This window comes from Pseudomonas hefeiensis (genome assembly GCF_030687835.1).
Classification (GTDB): domain Bacteria; phylum Pseudomonadota; class Gammaproteobacteria; order Pseudomonadales; family Pseudomonadaceae; genus Aquipseudomonas; species Aquipseudomonas hefeiensis.
On record NZ_CP117449.1, the window covers coordinates 5833112 to 5851082 of the forward strand.

Here is a 17971-nt window from a genome sequence, read left to right on the forward strand (position 1 = left end):
ATCTAAACAATTGGTTCGTAAGAAAACGGTTTTTGCAGTGGTCTGAGTGTACCCCAACAACTTTTGCGACACATAGGGTCAGCTGGTGACTGTTTTGTTATTTTTAGTCACTACAGGAGAGATCGCAGGCTTCGTCAGGTCCTACAGAAGAGCGCGTACTCCCTGTAGAGCTGGCGAAGCCTGCGATCTTTGCTCCCCCCTCACATCAGAGGGCAAACAACTCCGCCGGCAGCTTCATCAAGCAATCGCTCCCCGCCTCAACCGCGGCCCGATGGGCGGCGGTCCTTGGCAGCAGGCGCTTGAAGTAAAACTCACAGGTCGCCAGTTTGCCCCGACAGAAATCCGCGTCACCTTCGCCAGCGTCAAGTTGCGCCTGGGCCACCAATGCCATGCGCAACCACAGATAGGCCAGGATGATGTAGCCGCTGTACATCAAATAGTCCACCGAAGCAGCGCCGACTTCATCGGGGTTCTTCATGGCCGCCATGCCGACCTGGGTAGTCAGCTCGCCCCATTGCCGGTTCAGCTCATCGAGTTGCGCGATATAGGACTTGAGTTGTGGGTGATCGGCATTGGCAGCGCAGAATTTGTGGACGATTTTGGTGAACCCTCGCAGCAACTTGCCCTGGCTGCCCAACACCTTGCGCCCCAGCAGATCCAGCGCCTGAATACCATTGGTGCCTTCGTAGATCGGCGCAATGCGACAGTCGCGCACCAGCTGTTCCATGCCCCACTCACGAATGAAACCGTGGCCGCCAAACACCTGCATGCCGTGGTTGGTCACTTCCAGGCCAGTATCGGTCATGAAAGCCTTGCAGATCGGGGTGAGGAACGCCAGCAGGTCTTCGGCCTCCTGGCGGGCGGTTTCGTCGCGGCTCAGGTGTGCAATGTCCAACAGTTGCGCGGTGAAGTAAGTCAGCGCCCGGTTGCCCTCGTTGAAGGCCTTCATGGTCAGCAGCATCCGGCGCACATCGGGGTGGACGATGATCGGGTCGGCGGCTTTTTCCGGCGCCTTGGGCCCGGTCAGCGAGCGCATCTGCAAACGGTCGTTGGCATATTTGATCGCGCCCTGGAAGCTCGCTTCCCCGAGGCACAGGCCCTGCATGCCGGTGCCTAGCCGGGCATGGTTCATCATGGTGAACATGCAGTTCAGGCCCTTGTTCGGCTCGCCGATCAAGAATCCCTTGGCCCCGTCGAAATTAAGCACGCAAGTGGCGGAAGCCTTGATGCCCATTTTGTGCTCGATCGAGCCGCAGGAGACGCCATTGCGCGGTCCCGCTTCGCCACTGGCGTCAGGCAGGAATTTGGGCACGATGAACAGCGAGATACCTTTGGTCCCGGCAGGGGCATCCGGCAGTTTGGCGAGCACCAAGTGAATGATGTTGTCGCTCATGTCGTGTTCGCCGGCGGAAATGAAAATCTTGCTGCCGGTAATCGCGTAGCTGCCGTCGGCCTGAGGCAAGGCGCGGGTCTTGATGATGCCCAGGTCGGTGCCGCAATGGGCTTCGGTGAGACACATCGTGCCGGTCCACTGACCGGCCGTGAGCCTGGTGAGGTAGGCCTGTTTCTGTTCTTCGGTGCCGTGGGCATGAATGGCCGACATCGCACCGTGGGTCAGACCCGGGTACATGCCCCAGGACGTATTGCTGGAACCCACCATTTCGCTGATGACCAGGCCCAGGGAACTGGGCAATCCTTGGCCACCGTAAGCCGGATCCGCCGCCAGCCCGTGCCAGCCGCCCTCCACGTATTGTGCGAAAGCCTGCTTGAAGCCTGTAGGCGTGGTGACCACGCCGTTGTCGAAATGGCAGCCTTCTTCGTCGCCGCCACGATTGAGCGGCGCCAGCACGTTCTCACAGAACCTGGCGCCTTCCTCGAGGATCGCGCTGACCATGTCCGGGCTGGCATCGCCGGCGCCCAGTTCGGCATAGCGGCCATGGAAGTCGAAGACGTGATCAATCAAAAAACGCATATCGCGCAGCGGGGCTTTGTACTCGGGCATGGTGGTCTTCTCCGGTAACAGGTCGACCAAACCTACTGCCGGCCACCGAGGCTCACAATCACAGTCCAGACGCTGAATGCGCCATCATCACTCAACCCGCGGCAGTTTCCATGCGCACCGCACCGCGACGGTTCTGCCCATAGGCAATCACACAGTTACGCCCAGCCGCCTTGGCGTTGTAGAGGGCCTGGTCGGCGGACTTGAGCACTTCTTCGGGAGTGCGCTGTTCGATGCGTTCGGCTACGCCGATGCTGACCGTCACCGATACACAGGATGCACCGGCGCCGGCACGACGCTGGCGACCTTGTTGATCATCCTGGGGACGACTGTCGGGATTGCGTAGCTGAATGCTGTAGTTGGCGATGGATTCGCGAATGACTTCCAAATGAGGCATGCACTCTTCGATGGTTTTACCTGCAAATACCAGCGCGAATTCCTCTCCACCGTAGCGATAAGCCCTACCGCCACCGCTGATTTTCGACAGTTTGCTGGCGACCAGCCGCAATACCTGGTCACCCACGTCATGCCCGTGGGTGTCGTTGAATTTCTTGAAATGGTCCACGTCGCTCATCGCCAATACATAATTGCGACCCAGGCGCTGCATGCGCTCATTTAGCGCCCGACGTCCCGGCAGGCCGGTCAGTTCGTCACGGAACGCCATTTGATAAGCCTCGTGGGCGACCGCGGCCGCGATCATCAGCATCACCTGGCTGCACATGATATTCAGGGTAAACGGCAGGATGAAAGTCTTCGGTAACATCCAGAACACCCCGAGCAAACCTACCAATTGCGCGGCATGCAACGGTCGCGGGTGGCGCCAGTATTGCCACGCCAGCAACAGGAAGGCGGCGATGAACACTGGGTAGGACAACTGGATCAGGCTCATCCAGGCGCCGTGCAATGCAGGCCAGCGGATCTCCGAAAGCCACAACAGCAACGCCTGGGGAAAGCTTTGCTCCAGGGCCAGCGCTACGCTCCCAAAGACCAGCAGCACCGCGAACCGCGCCACCATGTCCTGGAACAAATGGGTTCTCTCCTGCCACGCGGCGAACAGGCCAAACAACAGCGGCAGCAACAGGCAGACGAGATGAAACACCACCGCTGCGTCTTCGCGCACCTTACCGTTGTCGCGATAGAAGTCGGTCTGGGTGTCCAGCAGGTAGTAAGCGATGTACACCGTGACCATCAGAAACAGCTCACGCTGGCGTCGATAAACAGCGCAATACGCTCCGCCCAGCAACAGCACCAGCGTAGGAAGAACGTTGAACAGAGAGGTGAAAAAGACGTTGAGGTCCTTGACGTAGGCAGCCGCCAGCCCCGCCAGCAATAACAACAGCGAGGGTAGGAAGTGACTCCAACGTGCAGCGGAAGAACGCGACAAGGGTAAAGCTCCGACCCGGCTGATGAAAGATGGCATTGTGCCTGCTACTGACGCAGTAAGGCACGCGAGATGTGACAGATGTCACACTGCCATCCTTGTAACGGCAGGAAGGAGTGATTTCTTAGGGTTCAGTTTGATGAATGTTTTTTCGAAATATCTCGAGATCCCTGTGGGAGCGGGCTTGCTCGCGAAAGCGGTGGATCAGTCAACGTTGATGCCGTCTGATCCACCGCTTTCGCGAGCAAGCCCGCTCTCACAAGGGGACTTGCGGCAGGCATAAAAAGGCCGCTGCATCCTAAGGTAGCAGCGGCCTTCTGGAAGAACCGCGTAAGGCTTAGTAACCCAGTGCGAAGTCTTCTTCTTTCATGTCCATCAGGTTGTTGGCGCCCGACAGCATGGTTGCCACGTGGGTGCGGGTGCGCGGCAGGATGCGCTGGAAGTAGAAGCGCGCGGTCTGCAGCTTGGCGGTGTAGAAGGCTTCTTCGGTGGTGCCGGCCGCCAATTTTTCCGCCGCCAGGCGCGCCATGTCAGCCCAGAAATAGGCCAGGCAGGCGTAACCGGAATACATCAGGTAATCCACCGAGGCCGCGCCAACTTCTTCGCGATCTTTCATGGCCGCCATACCGACCTTCATGGTCAGCTCGCCCCATTCCTTGTTCAGCGCAGCCAGAGGTTCTACGAACTCTTTGACCGCGTCGTTGCCTTCGTTGCTTTGGCAGAACTTGTGGACGATCTTGGTGAAGCCCTTGAGCGCTTCGCCCTGGGTCATCAGCACTTTACGGCCCAGCAGGTCGAGGGCCTGGATGCCGGTGGTGCCTTCGTACAGCATCGAAATGCGGCTGTCGCGAACGTTCTGCTCCATGCCCCACTCGGCGATGAAGCCGTGACCACCATAGATCTGCACGCCGTGGTTGGCCGATTCGAAGCCGACTTCAGTCATGAACGCCTTGGCGATCGGCGTCATGAACGCCAACAGCGCATCGGCCTTTTTCTTCTCTTCTTCGTCGACGCCGTACTTGACGATGTCCACTTGCTTGGCGGTGAAGTAAACCATCGCCCGGTTACCTTCGGCGAAGGCCTTCATGGTCAGCAGCATGCGGCGCACGTCGGGGTGCACGATGATCGGGTCGGCAGCCTTGTCCGGCGCTTTCGGGCCGGTCAGGGAGCGCATTTGCAGGCGGTCACGGGCGTACTTCAGGCCACCCTGGAAGCCGATTTCGGCGTGGGCCAGACCTTGCAGCGCGGTGCCCAGGCGTGCGGTGTTCATGAAGGTGAACATGCAGTTCAAGCCTTTGTTCGCCGGGCCAATCAGGAAACCGGTGGCCGCGTCAAAATTCATCACGCAAGTGGCATTGCCGTGGATGCCCATCTTGTGTTCCAGCGAACCGCAGCTCACCGCATTGCGCTGACCGATGGAGCCGTCGGCGTTAGGCAGGAACTTGGGAACGATGAACAGCGAAATGCCCTTGGTACCGGCCGGTGCGTCTGGCAGGCGTGCCAGAACGATGTGGACGATGTTGTCGGCCATGTCGTGTTCGCCGGCCGAAATGAAGATCTTGGTGCCGCTGACCTTGTAGGAACCGTCGGCCTGAGGCTCGGCCTTGGTGCGCAGCATGCCCAGGTCAGTGCCGCAGTGCGGTTCGGTCAGGCACATGGTGCCGGTCCATTCGCCGGAAACCAGCTTGGTCAGGTAGGCCTCTTGCTGCTCGGGCGTACCGTGCTCGGAAATAGTGTTCATCGCACCATGGGACAGGCCTGGGTACATGCCCCACGACCAGTTGGCTTCGCCGACCATCTCGCTGACCGCCAGGCCCAGGGACTCCGGCAAGCCTTGACCACCATGCTCCACGTCGTGGGCCAGGCTTGGCCAGCCGCCTTCAACGAATTGCTTGTAGGCTTCCTTGAAACCGGTCGGGGTCTTCACACCAGACTCGCTCCAGGTGCAGCCCTCGATGTCGCCCACGCGGTTCAGCGGCGCCAGCACCTGCTCACAAAACTTGGCGCCTTCTTCGAGAATGGCGTCAACCATATCTGGAGTGGCGTCCTGGCAAGCCGGAAGGCTCTGATAATGCGCTTCATAGCCAAGCAGTTCGTCACGAACGAAGCGAATATCACGCAAGGGGGCCTTGTAGTCAGGCATAGCGATAAACCTCTGCTGATGTAACCGGGAATGAACGACCGCATGGATTTGTTGTGACGGTCAAACAGTTGTTTGAAACATACGTTTACGCCCAAATCTTGTCAAGCGCCGATCTTTTGCCGTTCGTCATCGTCCCCGAAAAAATCCCAGGCACAGCAATTCACCGCAGCGCAACACTCACAGCGTACGTAAGAAAAGATTAGTTGAGCCAGAAGGAGTTAGAGACGAAAACGCCGCGAATAGTCGCGGCGTTTTGACAAACCTGAGATACAGGATCAGGCGAAGGTATCGATCAACGTACCGAGCATTTCATCGGAAGCCTTGGCCACGTTCACGCCCAGTTGGACCTGAAACTTGCCTTGGGACATTTCGACCATATTGCTGGCCAAGTCCGATTGCTGGCTGCGATCCACCGACCGTAGGCGATCGGCTTGCAGTTCGGACGACTGGCTGGTGACGGAGCGCTCGATAGTATTGTTGGCGATCTGGCTTGAAGCTTGATCGACACGGTTCTGCCCTGTCTGAATAGTGCTCAGACCGGCGTAGAACGCGGTATTTCCTGAGATTTCCATGGCAGAGTTCGTCTTCTTGAGAATTGGCAGTGCCCATTGAAGCAGAAGCCCTGGGAAAAGGCCCGACAAAAACACTAATGGCACAGTGCCTCGTCATAGTGAAAACCTTAGTAGCCCAGCAAATCCAGGTGCAGATGCGCAGCCACGGCTTCGGCGGTGACGCCCTTGATTTTCGGCACACGCCCCAAGCACGGCGCCGGCAGACGCTCGGCCAGGGTCGCCAGATTTTCTTCCAGGCGCGATGTCTTAGGATCGACGATATTGGCCACCCAACCAGCCAGTTGCAGGCCGTCCCGGGCGATGGCCTCGGCGGTCAGTAGCGCATGGCTGATGCAGCCAAGCCTCACACCCACCACCAGGATCACCGGCAGGCCCAGCGCCATCGCCAGGTCCGAGAGGTTGTCCTGATCGGCCAGCGGCACGCGCCAGCCACCCGCGCCTTCGATCAGGGTGAAATCGGCCTTCAAGGCCAACAATTCACGCATCGGCCCCAGCAACGATTGTACCGTCAGGGCCACGCCGGCCTCTCGAGCGGCCAAGTGAGGTGCGATCGCCGGCTCGAACGCCACCGGATTGACCTGGGCATACTCAAGCGGCACCGAGCATTCGGCCAGCAGCGCCAAAGCATCAGCATTGCGCAACCCTTTGGGTGTCACCTCACATCCGGAAGCCACAGGCTTGCCTGCCGCGGTGCTCATGCCAGCCTGTCGCGCAGCGTGCAGCAGGCCGGCCGCGACGGTGGTTTTGCCCACGTCGGTGTCGGTACCGGTGATGAAATAAGCCTGGTTCATAGCGGTTTCTCCAGCACGGCGTAGACCACCTGATAGGTCGCGGGCAACCCCTGTACCTGACGAAACTGTTCGTAAGCGTCAACCAGCGCGAGGATCCGCGCCCTGCCCGTCAACCCACCGGGCCGGCCGGGGTTCAGATTGTGGGCGCCGAGGGCTTTCAGTTCATGGGTCAGGCCGCGCACATCCGGGTAATGCATCACGTGGGGACGATTCTCCAGGCTGACAACGTTCAGCCCGCTGGCCTCACATAGCTGTTGATACGTCTCGAACGCGCGAAAACGGTTGACGTGCACCAAACCATCCACCTGACGCCAGCTGTCGCGCAATTCATACAACGTGCCAACGCAAAGGCTTGTGAAGGCAAACACGCCACCGGGTTTCAAAACCCGATGGACTTCGTTCAACACCGAGGAAAAATCCGCGCACCACTGCACCGCCAGGCTGGAGAACACCAGATCGCAGCTCGAGGCCTGCAAGGGCAACCGCTCGGCATCACCGGCTATAAAGTGCGCAGCTCCACCCTGAGGGCGAGCATGGTTGAGCATACCTTCGGCGATATCCAGCGCCAACCCGGTCGCCTCGCCGAAGCGCGTACCCAGCGCCCGAGTGAAATAGCCGGTGCCACAGCCCAGGTCCATCCAGCGCTCAGGTTCGCTCGAAGCAGCCAGCTGGCCCAGCAATTGCTGGCCGACGTCGCGCTGCAGCTCGGCCACGCTGTCGTAGCTGCTCGCCGCCCGGGAAAACGAGGCCGCCACCTGGCGCTTGTCCGGCAAGGCACCGGGCAATTTGGGAACAGACAAATCAGTCATCATCGGACTCATGCAAAAAAGCCTGAATCGCCCCCGCTACACCGTGAGGGTCTTGCAGAGGGAATCCGTGGCCGGCCTGTTCGATCAGACCGATTTCAACATCCGGCAGCAACGCCAGTAATTCACCTGCCGCCTCAGCCGGCACCAGGGCGTCGAGCCCGGCAAACAAGTGCAGTTGCGGGCCACCGAAGCCCTGCAAGGCGGCGCGAGTATCCAGTTGCGCCAGCAGCTCGAGCCCGGCCATCAACACATCGGGCGAAGTGACAGGTGCACCCGCCAGCAACAATCGCGACAAGCCGCGCGGATCGCTGCAACCCTGGGCACACAACAAACTGAAGCGCTTGAGGGTCTGGCGCGGATCGGCCGCGCACCCGGCGAGAAACCCATCGAAGGTTTCACCGGCCATCGCCCTCGGCCATTGATCGTGGGCCACGAAAGAAGGGTTGCTCGCCAGGGTCAGCAAGCCGCAGCAGCGCTCGCCCCGACGCGCCGCCAACTCGCAGGCCAGCATGCCGCCCAGCGACCAGCCACCCAGCCAGGCATCCTGGGGCAGCGTGGCGTCCAGCTCATCGAGCCATTCATTGAGATCGCTTGAGGTCAGTGCCGGCAACGGCTCGATCTCGACCCGCAGATGTTCATCCAGCCCTTGCAGCGCAGCCGCCAGAGGCTCCAACGGGGAAACGCCCAAGCCCCAACCAGGCAGCAATATCAGTCGATCACGCATGGTTTGGCTCCGGTCCCAATTGTGCAAAACACTCGGCCAGTGCCTCCAACAGTAGCTGCACCTGAGCTTCACTGTGAGCGGCGGTCAAGGTCACGCGCAGACGGGCGCTGCCGGCAGGCACCGTGGGTGGGCGGATCGCCGTAACCATCAGTCCCCGCTCACGCAACATCTGCGACAAGCGCATCGCCCGCCCCGCATCGCCGATCAGGATCGGCTGGATCGGCGTGAAGCTGTCCATCAATTGCAGGCCGATCTGCTCGGCGCCGTGGCGAAACTGGCGGATCAGCACCTGCAAATGTTCGCGCCGCCAATGCTCGCTGCGCAGCAGCTCAAGGCTCTTGAGCGTAGCGCAGGCCAGGGCCGGCGGTTGGCTGGTGGTGTAGATGTAGGGACGAGCGAACTGGATCAGGCTTTCGATCAGCTCTTCACTGCCGGCGACAAAAGCGCCGGCGGTGCCGAAGGCTTTGCCCAGGGTGCCAACCAATACCGGCACGTCATCCTGGCTCAGGCCAAAATGTTCGACGATCCCGCCGCCATTGGCCCCCAACGGGCCGAAACCGTGGGCATCATCGACCATCAGCCAGGCGCCCTTGGCCCTGGCTTCACGGGCCAGGGCCGGCAGATCGGCGATGTCGCCGTCCATGCTGAACACACCATCGGTGACCACCAACGTATTGCCGGTGGCTTTCTCAAGACGGTTGGCCAGGCTTTGGGCATCGTTGTGCAAGTAACGGTTGAAGCGCGCGCCGGACAGCAACCCGGCGTCGAGCAACGAAGCGTGGTTGAGTCGATCCTCCAGCACCGTATCGCCCTGCCCCACCAGAGCGGTGACCGCGCCAAGGTTGGCCATGTAGCCCGTGGTGAACAGCAGTGCTCGCGGGCGGCCGGTCAAGTCAGCCAGGGCTTCTTCCAGGGCATGATGAGGCCCGCTATGGCCGATCACCAGATGGGAGGCGCCGCCACCAACGCCCCATCGCGCCGCTCCGGCGCGCCAGGCCTCGATCACTTGTGGATGATTGGCCAGGCCCAGGTAATCATTGTTGCAGAACGCCAGCAGGCATTGGCCGTCCACCACCACCTCTGGCCCCTGCGGACTTTCGAGCAGCGGGCGCTGGCGATAGAGATTTTCGGCACGACGGGCAGCCAGGCGTGCGGCGAGATCGAAGGGCATGCAGGCCTCGGGGTGAACACTGTTAAAGACTGGGCAGATCTCTGTGGGAGAGCTTTTGTGGGAGCCGAGCTTGCTCGCGATGAAGGCTCTGCGGTCTATGGCAAGACCGCGTTATCGTTCATCGCGAGCAAGCTCGGCTCCCACAAAGCCCGCTCCCACATTTGATTTTGTGCTGACTCAAACAGCCGCGTTGTAAAACTGCTCGCTGCTCTTCTGCTCCACCAGCGCCTGTTCAATAGCCGCCTGATGCACTTCATCGGCGTGCTCTTCGCGGGCCTCCGGCTGGATGCCCAGGCGCGCGAACAGTTGCATGTCCTTGTCGGCTTGCGGGTTGGCGGTGGTCAGCAGTTTGTCGCCATAAAAAATCGAGTTGGCGCCGGCAAAAAATGCCATCGCCTGCATCTGCTCGTTCATTGCTTCGCGGCCGGCGGACAGCCGCACATGGGACTGGGGCATCATGATTCGCGCCACGGCGAGCATACGGATGAAATCGAAAGGATCGATGTCCTCGGCATTCTCCAGCGGCGTGCCGGCGACTTTGACCAACATGTTGATCGGCACCGACTCTGGGTGCTCCGGCAGGTTCGCCAGTTGGATCAGCAGGTTGGCGCGATCGTCCAGGGACTCGCCCATGCCCAGGATGCCACCGGAGCAGATCTTCATCCCCGAATCACGCACGTAGGCCAGGGTTTGCAGACGCTCGCTGTAGGTACGAGTGGTGATGATGCTGCCGTAGAACTCCGGCGACGTGTCGAGGTTGTGGTTGTAGTAGTCCAGGCCGGCCTGGGCCAGGGCCTGGGTCTGGTCCTGATCGAGGCGGCCCAGGGTCATGCAGGTCTCCAGGCCCATGGCCTTCACGCCTTTGACCATCTCCAGCACATAAGGCATGTCCTTGGCTGACGGATGCTTCCACGCCGCGCCCATGCAGAAACGGGTCGAGCCGATGGCCTTGGCACGGGCGGCCTCTTCGAGGACTTTCTGCACTTCCAGCAACTTTTCTTTTTCCAGCCCGGTGTTGTAGTGGCCGGACTGCGGGCAATATTTGCAATCTTCCGGGCAGGCGCCGGTCTTGATCGACAGCAGCGTGGACACCTGAACGCGGTTGGCGTCGAAATGCGCGCGGTGCACGGTCTGCGCCTGGAACAACAGGTCATTGAAGGGCTGGACGAAGAGAGCTTTGACTTCGGCCAAAGACCAGTCATGACGCAGGTTGGCAGTGGTGCTGGCGCTCATGGGCATTTCCTTGATTATGCTTGGCTGGCACCTGGGAAACGGAATACCCACAGGCGCGACACGGATGTTCGGCATATTTAAGGAAGAGTCATGCGCTGTCAACCACGATACGATGGACCGGTTTACATCTGGTTAAAAAACAAACAATCTTGTCTGCTATGTGGCGAAACTACCGACACGCTCCAACCCATTTGCACCCCCTGTGAGAGCGAGCTGCCCTGGCTCGGCCACCAGTGCAGTATCTGTGCCTTGCCGCTGCCCATGGCCGGACTGCATTGTGGTCAGTGCGCCACGCAGCCGCCCGCCTTCGAGCGGGTCCTGGCGCCATGGGCCTACGACTTTCCTATCGACAGCCTGATCGCCCGCTTCAAACATCAGGCTAAATGGCCACTTGGTCGGCTGATGGGCGAACTGCTAGCGCAGTCCTTGCAACATCACTTCAACGAAGGACTGGAGCAGCCCGATGCACTGGTGCCGGTACCGCTTGCCAACCGGCGCTTGCGCCAGCGGGGTTTCAATCAGGCCTCGATGCTTGCGCATTGGCTCAGCGCGACATTGAAGATCCCTTGCGAAGATCAGTTGCTGCGACGCATCCAGGATACCCCCGCCCAGCAGGCACTTGATGCCAAGGCCCGACGCCAAAACCTGCGCCAAGCCTTTGCCGTCACACCCGACGCCGTGCTTGGCCACCGTCATCTGGCTTTGGTGGACGATGTGCTCACTACCGGCGCCACTGCCCAGGCGCTGGCCCGCCTGTTGCTGGATGCTGGTGCCGCCCGGGTCGATGTGTATTGTCTGGCCCGCACGCCGAAACCCGGTGAGCCGGCTTGACGCGCCGCCTCCGAGACGCCAACGTCCGCCCATGATTCCCTTGCGCAGTTCTCCGTCATGTCATTGCCCCCGCTCCTGACCCAGCACATCGTCCGGCGCCCACAACGCATCGCCTTGTTGCAGCACATCGCCGAACAAGGCTCGATCACCCGCGCCGCCAAAAGCGCCGGCCTGAGCTACAAGGCGGCGTGGGATGCCATCGACGAATTGAACAACCTGGCGGACCAGCCGCTGGTGGAACGTAGCGTTGGGGGAAAAGGCGGTGGCGGAGCAAAACTGTCCCAGGAAGGGCAGCGCGTGCTGCGCCTGTATCAGCGCCTGCAAGCCTTGCAGGCGCAGTTGCTGGAGGCGAGCGAAGATGCCGGGGATCTGGGCCTGCTCAGTCGCCTGATGCTGCGCACCAGCGCGCGAAATCAGTTGCACGGCAAAGTCCTGAACATTGAGCCCTCGGGTCATAACGACCGGGTTTACCTGGAGCTCGCACGAGGCCTGGTCATCCAGGCGCAAATCACCCATGACAGCACGGTACGCCTGGAACTGGGTATCGGCACTGCAGTGGTCGCCCTGATCAAGGCCGGCTGGCTGGAATTGCACCCTGTCGATCCGCCGGAAAAAACGGGCAACAACCCTGGGGAAAATGCCCTGCGTGGGGTGATTGAATACGTTGCTGCCGCCGAAAACGGCCCCAGCGAAGTGCGCATCGGTCTGCCCAACGGCCAAACGCTGTGTGCGCTGGCCGATCCGCTGCAACTGCGCGAGCGAAACCTGGATACCGGCTCACCGGTACAAGTGGAGTTTTCGGCGACAAATGTGTTGCTCGGCACACCGTTGTAGCGCGCTGCAACAAAAGCGTCATCGACCGGCTTTAAGGTGGCTGCCAAAACCAGCAGGGAGCCTCAGATGAGCCTATTAGAAGAAAACCAATCCACCGACCTGGAAAAGATCGTCGGCCTGAGCCGTCGAAACTTCATCAGCGCCGGCGCCCTGTGCGGCGCGGCGATGTTCCTGGGCGGCAACCTGCTGAGTCGCAGCGTACTGGCCGCCGCCGTCAGCGAAGGCAACAGCAAGCTGCTGGGCTTCGAAAGCATCGCAGCCGCCACGGCCGACACCATCACCCTACCGGCGGGCTACAAATCCTCAGTGCTGATCAGTTGGGGTCAACCCCTGCAGAAGAATGCACCGGCGTTCGACCCGAGCGGCAATGGCACCGCCCGCGCCCAGGAAATGCAGTTTGGCGACAATAACGACGGCATGAGCCTGTTTCCGTTTCCCGGCGACGACAACCGGGCGCTGATGGCGATCAACAACGAGTACACCAACTACCCATACCTCTTCCCCCATGGCGGCCAGCCGAAGTCGGCCGAAGATGTGCACAAGGCCCAAGCCTGTGAAGGTGTGTCGGTGATTGAAATACAGCGTCAGGGCGGACAATGGCGATTCGTGCAGGACTCGCGCTACAACCGCAGGATTCATGGCAACACGCCAATTGAGCTCAGTGGCCCCGCCGCGGGCCATGACCTGATGAAAACCAGCGCCGACAAGACCGGCAAGAAAGTGCTGGGTACTTTCCAGAACTGCGCCAACGGCATGACGCCGTGGGGCACTTACCTGACCTGTGAAGAGAACTTCACCGACTGCTTTGGCAGCAGCAAGGCGGACTTGCAGTTCGATAAGGCGCAGAAGCGTTACGGCGCCACCGTCGCCAGCAGCGAAATCGACTGGCACCTGCACGACCCGCGTTTCGACCTGGCGAAAAATCCCAACGAACTCAATCGTCACGGCTGGGTGGTGGAGATCGACCCGTTTGACCCGAAATCCACCCCGGTCAAACGCACGGCCCTGGGTCGCTTCAAGCACGAAAACGCCGCCCTGACACAAACCAGCGACGGTCATGCCGTTGTCTACATGGGCGACGATGAGCGTGGCGAGTTCATTTACAAATTCGTCAGCCGGGACAAAATCGACCACAAAAAACCCAAGGCCAACCGCAACCTGCTGGATCACGGCACGTTGTACGTGGCGCGCTTCGATGCCGGTGATGCCAACCCGGACCATCCCAAAGGCATGGGCCAGTGGATCGAGTTGACCCATGGCAAGAACGGTCTTGACGCCAGTAGTGGTTTCGCCGATCAGGCCGAAGTCCTGATCCATGCGCGTCTGGCCGCCACCACTGTCGGCGCCACCCGCATGGACCGTCCGGAGTGGATAGTCGTCAGCCCCAAAGACGGCCAGGTCTATTGCACCCTGACCAACAACTCCAAGCGCGGCGAAGCCGGTCAGCCGGTGGACGGGCCCAATCCCCGGGCCAAGAACGTCTACGGGCAGATCCTGCGCTGGCGCACCGACCGCGACGATCATGCTTCCAGCACGTTCGCCTGGGATTTGTTTGTGGTCGCCGGCAACCCGGCGGTACACGCCAACACGCCAAAGGCCGGCTCGTCCAACATCAACCCGCAAAACATGTTCAATAGCCCCGATGGTCTGGGCTTCGACAAGGCCGGGCGGCTGTGGATTCAGACCGACGGTGATTTCAGCAATACCGGGGACTTTGCCGGCATGGGCAACAACCAAATGCTCTGCGCCGACCCCGACAGTGGCGAAATCCGTCGATTCCTGGTCGGGCCGGTGGGTTGCGAAGTGACCGGAATCAGCTTTTCGCCGGACTACAAAACCCTGTTCGTCGGCATCCAGCACCCAAGCGGCGGCTCGACGTTCCCTGAACATCTGCCCAATGGTAAGCCGCGGTCATCGGTGATGATAATTACCCGTGAGGACGGCGGGGTCATCGGCGCCTGATCGGGCCTTATCGCGAGCAGGCTCGCTCCCACATTGATTCCAGTGCACCCTCCTATCTACGGTGCACCACAAAATCCTGTGGGAGCGAGCCTGCTCGCGATGGCATCAGCTACGGCCGTCACCTATCTCCCTCCGTCTGCGCTACCATGCTGGGCCGGACGCGGCAGCCCTGCCGCTGCGCAGGAGTCAGCATGTCCCATCCGTTTGAAACCCTCACACCCGACCTGGTGCTCGATGCCGTTGAAAGCATGGGCTTGCTCAGCGACGCCCGTGTGCTGGCCCTCAACAGCTATGAAAACCGTGTCTATCAGGTGGGTATCGAAGACGCCGAACCGCTGATCGCCAAGTTCTATCGCCCTCAGCGCTGGACCAACGAAGCGATTCTGGAAGAGCACCGTTTCACCTTCGAACTGGCCGAATGCGACGTGCCGGTGGTAGCGCCGCTGATTCACAACGGTGTCAGTCTGCACGAACACGCCGGGTTTCGCTTCACCCTGTTTCCCCGGCGCGGCGGCCGCGCGCCTGAGCCGGGCAACCTCGACCAACTCTATCGCTTGGGGCAATTGCTCGGGCGCCTGCACGCAGTCGGGTCGACCCGTCCGTTCGAACACCGTGAAGCGTTGGGCGTGAAAAATTTTGGCCATGATTCGCTGGCCACCGTGCTGCAAAGCGGTTTCGTACCCCGCAGCCTGCTTCCGGCCTACGAGTCGGTGGCCAGGGATCTGCTCAAACGGGTCGAAGAGGTCTATGCCGCCACGCCCCACCAGAACATCCGCATGCACGGCGACTGCCACCCCGGCAACATGATGTGCCGCGACGAGGTTTTTCATATCGTCGACCTGGACGACTGCCGCATGGGGCCGGCGGTACAGGACTTGTGGATGATGCTCGCCGGTGATCGTCAGGAATGCCTGGGGCAGTTGTCGGAATTGATGGACGGTTACCGCGAGTTTCATGACTTTGACCCGCGTGAACTGGCCTTGATCGAACCACTGCGTGCCCTGCGCCTGATGCATTACAGCGCCTGGCTGGCGCGCCGTTGGGACGATCCGGCGTTCCCGCGCAGCTTCCCGTGGTTCGGCAGCGAGCGTTACTGGGGTGACCAGGTGTTGGCGTTGCGCGAGCAACTGGCGGCGCTTAATGAGGAGCCGTTGAAGTTGTTTTGATGTAACCCAGAATCATCCTGTGGGAGCGGGCTTGCTCGCGAAAGCGCTGGGTCAGGCAAAGTTGTGCTGCCAGGCACGCCGCCTTCGCAAGCAAGCCCGTTCCCACAGGGGATCTGCGGGGATTGTGCACACTGTTCACGGCACAATCTGACAAATCCCCTTACAATCACTCTTTTGTTAGCTGCCTAAGCAAGGATTCTGCATGCAAGCCGCCAACCCGCGTCGCGGGTATATCCTGGGCCTGAGCGCCTACATCATCTGGGGTCTGTTCCCGATCTATTTCAAAGCCATCGCCAACGTGCCCTCGGTGGAAATCATCATCCACCGGGTGCTGTGGTCGGCGCTGTTCGGCGCGGCGTTGCTGATGGTCTGGAAACACCCGGGCTGGTGGCGCGAACTGCGGGACAATCCACGCCGACTGGCGATCCTCGCCCTGAGCGGTACGCTGATCGCGGCCAACTGGCTGACCTATGTCTGGGCGGTGAACAACGGGCGCATGCTCGAAGCGAGCCTGGGGTACTACATCAACCCGCTGGTGAACGTATTGCTCGGTATGTTGATCCTGGGTGAACGGTTGCGGCGCATGCAGTGGCTGGCGGTGGGGTTGGCCGCGGTCGGTGTGGCGCAGCAGGTCTGGCAAGTGGGCAGCCTGCCGTGGGTGTCGCTGGTGCTGGCGCTGACCTTCGGCTTTTATGGGCTGATCCGCAAGCAGGCCCCGGTCAAGGCTCTACCCGGGCTGGTGGTGGAAACCTGGATGCTGGTGCCGATCGCCGTTGCCTGGTTGTTGTTCAACCCGGCGGCTACCAGTGCCCAAGCAGTTTTCTGGACCACCTCCGAAGCCTGGTGGCTGGTGGCGGCGGGGCCCGTGACACTGGTACCACTGGTGTGTTTCAACGCCGCTGCCCGGCACTTGCCCTATACCACCTTGGGCTTTCTGCAATACATCGCCCCGACGCTGGTGCTACTGCTGGCGGTGTTGCTGTTCGACGAGCATTTGTCGTCCAGCACATTAGTCGCGTTCCTGTTCATCTGGGCAGGGCTTGCGGTGTACAGCATCGATGCCGTGGTGAGCATGCGCCGACGCAGCTGATCAAAAATCGAACAACCCTGCGCAGGCCACACACGACGTGGCCTGCGGCGATCCGCACCAAGGTTATCCACAACCTGATCCCCGCCGTTTGTGCACAAGCTATTGAAAACTGGTGATTTTTTAATCACTCGTCATCAAGCCCCGGCCCGTATGGGCTTGCGGCGTGTCTCTACAGGTTATCCACAGGCAGGCGCAGTTTTTCCTTGGATAACCTGTATCAGCTTTCGTCACTGAGTTTCAGTTCCACCATCAGCTCATCGGCCAGGGTTTCCAAACGTTCCTGCAAAGTGTCCAGAGACAAGGTCACCGGCACCCCGAGGATCGCTTCGGCGTGAAACAGCAACTCGCTGCTCATCGGCGCCGGTCGCACGTCCGTGACCAGTCGCTCGACGTTGACACCCTGCTCACTCAGTAAGCGGGTGATGTCGCGCACGATGCCAGGGCGATCGTTACCCACCAGCTCCATCGCGATAGGTTTCCAGGTGCAGGACTCTTCGACGATGCCCTCAGCGATCAGCACACGGATGTTGTGGGCCGACAGGCCTTGCAGGGCTTCGATCAGTTCGTCATGGGACTCGGCCGGAACACTCAGGCGCAGGATTCCGGCAAATTGTCCCGCCAGGCGCGACATGCGGCTTTCCAGCCAGTTACCGCCATGCTCGGCGATGCAAAGGGCGATGTGCTCGACCAACCTGGGCTTGTCCGGGGCGAAAACAGTGATGACGAGATGGTCCATGGCGCGAGCCCTCTTGTTGATGGAAGGGACAGTATAGGCAGGTGATCGCGAGCAGACTGTGGCCTAAAGATTTATACCTCACCCCTGTGGAAGCAAAGCTTGCTCGCGATACAGGCGCCATGGTTTCAGAAGGAGCGAGTTGTTTTCATCGCGAGCAAGCTTTGCTCCCACAGGGTGACACCAGAGACATCGTGTACAACTTTAAAGATTTAACTGGAACAATATGTCATTTTTTTGAGAACATTCCGTGCTTCGTTGTGACCGTAGCACTTTAGTGGGTCGCGGAACGACGCAATTAGTCTAATTTTCACAACCGCAACTGATCATGTAGTATGCCGCAGCGCGCACTACATAACGTTGGACCGATGTCCGCTTAAGGCGCAGTCGCATCCCTGAAAGCCCCGTCAGCAAGGCTTAACGCCCGTGATAGGTCCCACCCAGCCGCCAGCGATGGCATGTACTGGTTCCGGGGTTTGTGGTTTAAATGTCCCGAGGCTTCATTGTCAAAATCGAAGAGCTGAAAAGCGAA

At 60.4% G+C, this 17971-nt stretch carries 15 protein-coding genes; 5 read left to right on the plus strand and 10 right to left on the minus strand.

The window, feature by feature from the left end:
* Window positions 1-205 precede the first annotated feature (205 nt).
* From PSH57_RS26390 to bioB, 9 genes are all read right to left on the minus strand, one after another.
* Window positions 206-2002, minus strand: a complete 1797-nt coding sequence (locus PSH57_RS26390) for an acyl-CoA dehydrogenase C-terminal domain-containing protein (RefSeq protein ID WP_305386300.1) — start codon at window positions 2000-2002, stop codon at window positions 206-208.
* A gap of 91 nt (window positions 2003-2093) precedes the next feature.
* Window positions 2094-3383, minus strand: coding sequence for a GGDEF domain-containing protein (locus PSH57_RS26395; RefSeq protein WP_305386302.1), 1290 nt, complete (start codon window positions 3381-3383; stop codon window positions 2094-2096).
* 334 nt (window positions 3384-3717) lie between these two features.
* Window positions 3718-5523: a phenylacyl-CoA dehydrogenase gene (locus tag PSH57_RS26400; protein WP_305386305.1), complete on the minus strand. Its 1806-nt coding sequence runs from the start codon at window positions 5521-5523 to the stop codon at window positions 3718-3720.
* A gap of 275 nt (window positions 5524-5798) precedes the next feature.
* Window positions 5799-6095 carry a pyrroloquinoline quinone biosynthesis protein PqqE gene (locus tag PSH57_RS26405; protein ID WP_256231049.1) on the minus strand — a complete coding sequence of 99 codons (297 nt, stop codon included), beginning with the start codon at window positions 6093-6095 and terminating at the stop codon, window positions 5799-5801.
* A 107-nt stretch (window positions 6096-6202) separates the two neighbouring features.
* Window positions 6203-6886, minus strand: coding sequence for a dethiobiotin synthase (gene bioD / locus PSH57_RS26410; RefSeq protein WP_305386307.1), 684 nt, complete (start codon window positions 6884-6886; stop codon window positions 6203-6205).
* Window positions 6883-7695 (minus strand): malonyl-ACP O-methyltransferase BioC, encoded by an 813-nt coding sequence (bioC, locus tag PSH57_RS26415; protein WP_305386310.1) that lies wholly within the window; start codon window positions 7693-7695, stop codon window positions 6883-6885. The genes bioD and bioC overlap by 4 nt, the downstream gene beginning before the upstream one ends.
* The gene (locus PSH57_RS26420; RefSeq protein WP_305386312.1) at window positions 7688-8419 is read right to left on the minus strand and encodes an alpha/beta fold hydrolase; all 732 of its coding nucleotides are present in this window, start codon (window positions 8417-8419) and stop codon (window positions 7688-7690) included. The genes bioC and PSH57_RS26420 overlap by 8 nt, the downstream gene beginning before the upstream one ends.
* On the minus strand, window positions 8412-9590 hold the full coding sequence (gene bioF / locus PSH57_RS26425; protein ID WP_305386315.1) for an 8-amino-7-oxononanoate synthase: 1179 nt from the start codon (window positions 9588-9590) through the stop codon (window positions 8412-8414). The genes PSH57_RS26420 and bioF overlap by 8 nt, the downstream gene beginning before the upstream one ends.
* Before the next feature lie 177 nt (window positions 9591-9767).
* On the minus strand, window positions 9768-10823 hold the full coding sequence (gene bioB / locus PSH57_RS26430; RefSeq protein ID WP_305386318.1) for a biotin synthase BioB: 1056 nt from the start codon (window positions 10821-10823) through the stop codon (window positions 9768-9770).
* A 90-nt stretch (window positions 10824-10913) separates the two neighbouring features.
* Here bioB and PSH57_RS26435 point away from each other — a divergent pair, with 90 nt between their 5' ends.
* From PSH57_RS26435 to rarD, 5 genes are all read left to right on the plus strand, one after another.
* The gene (locus tag PSH57_RS26435; RefSeq protein WP_305416221.1) at window positions 10914-11654 is read left to right on the plus strand and encodes a ComF family protein; all 741 of its coding nucleotides are present in this window, start codon (window positions 10914-10916) and stop codon (window positions 11652-11654) included.
* Window positions 11655-11711: 57 nt separating this feature from the next.
* Entirely contained in the window at window positions 11712-12488 is a 777-nt protein-coding gene (locus tag PSH57_RS26440; protein WP_305386320.1) for a TOBE domain-containing protein, read from the plus strand.
* 66 nt (window positions 12489-12554) lie between these two features.
* Window positions 12555-14450 (plus strand): PhoX family protein, encoded by a 1896-nt coding sequence (locus PSH57_RS26445; protein WP_305386323.1) that lies wholly within the window; start codon window positions 12555-12557, stop codon window positions 14448-14450.
* Between the two features lie 191 nt (window positions 14451-14641).
* Window positions 14642-15616: a serine/threonine protein kinase gene (locus PSH57_RS26450; RefSeq protein WP_047228121.1), complete on the plus strand. Its 975-nt coding sequence runs from the start codon at window positions 14642-14644 to the stop codon at window positions 15614-15616.
* A 202-nt stretch (window positions 15617-15818) separates the two neighbouring features.
* On the plus strand, window positions 15819-16706 hold the full coding sequence (gene rarD, locus PSH57_RS26455) for an EamA family transporter RarD (protein ID WP_305386326.1): 888 nt from the start codon (window positions 15819-15821) through the stop codon (window positions 16704-16706).
* 217 nt (window positions 16707-16923) lie between these two features.
* On the opposite strand, the gene PSH57_RS26460 is transcribed toward rarD, so the two are convergent.
* The gene (locus PSH57_RS26460) at window positions 16924-17442 is read right to left on the minus strand and encodes a glycine cleavage system transcriptional repressor (protein ID WP_305386329.1); all 519 of its coding nucleotides are present in this window, start codon (window positions 17440-17442) and stop codon (window positions 16924-16926) included.
* Window positions 17443-17971 lie beyond the last annotated feature (529 nt).

Excerpts from the sequence above, each read along its gene's own strand:
- PSH57_RS26390 (WP_305386300.1), bottom strand. The coding sequence starts at position 2,002 with ATGCCCGAGTACAAAGCCCCGCTGCGCGATATGCGTTTTTTGATTGAT.
- PSH57_RS26400 (WP_305386305.1), bottom strand. The coding sequence starts at position 5,523 with ATGCCTGACTACAAGGCCCCCTTGCGTGATATTCGCTTCGTTCGTGAC.
- PSH57_RS26405 (WP_256231049.1), bottom strand. The coding sequence starts at position 6,095 with ATGGAAATCTCAGGAAATACCGCGTTCTACGCCGGTCTGAGCACTATT.
- bioD (WP_305386307.1), bottom strand. The coding sequence starts at position 6,886 with ATGAACCAGGCTTATTTCATCACCGGTACCGACACCGACGTGGGCAAA.
- bioC (WP_305386310.1), bottom strand. The coding sequence starts at position 7,695 with ATGACTGATTTGTCTGTTCCCAAATTGCCCGGTGCCTTGCCGGACAAG.
- PSH57_RS26420 (WP_305386312.1), bottom strand. The coding sequence starts at position 8,419 with ATGCGTGATCGACTGATATTGCTGCCTGGTTGGGGCTTGGGCGTTTCC.
- bioF (WP_305386315.1), bottom strand. The coding sequence starts at position 9,590 with ATGCCCTTCGATCTCGCCGCACGCCTGGCTGCCCGTCGTGCCGAAAAT.
- bioB (WP_305386318.1), bottom strand. The coding sequence starts at position 10,823 with ATGAGCGCCAGCACCACTGCCAACCTGCGTCATGACTGGTCTTTGGCC.
- PSH57_RS26435 (WP_305416221.1), top strand. The coding sequence starts at position 10,914 with ATGCGCTGTCAACCACGATACGATGGACCGGTTTACATCTGGTTAAAA.
- PSH57_RS26440 (WP_305386320.1), top strand. The coding sequence starts at position 11,712 with ATGTCATTGCCCCCGCTCCTGACCCAGCACATCGTCCGGCGCCCACAA.
- PSH57_RS26445 (WP_305386323.1), top strand. The coding sequence starts at position 12,555 with ATGAGCCTATTAGAAGAAAACCAATCCACCGACCTGGAAAAGATCGTC.
- PSH57_RS26450 (WP_047228121.1), top strand. The coding sequence starts at position 14,642 with ATGTCCCATCCGTTTGAAACCCTCACACCCGACCTGGTGCTCGATGCC.
- rarD (WP_305386326.1), top strand. The coding sequence starts at position 15,819 with ATGCAAGCCGCCAACCCGCGTCGCGGGTATATCCTGGGCCTGAGCGCC.
- PSH57_RS26460 (WP_305386329.1), bottom strand. The coding sequence starts at position 17,442 with ATGGACCATCTCGTCATCACTGTTTTCGCCCCGGACAAGCCCAGGTTG.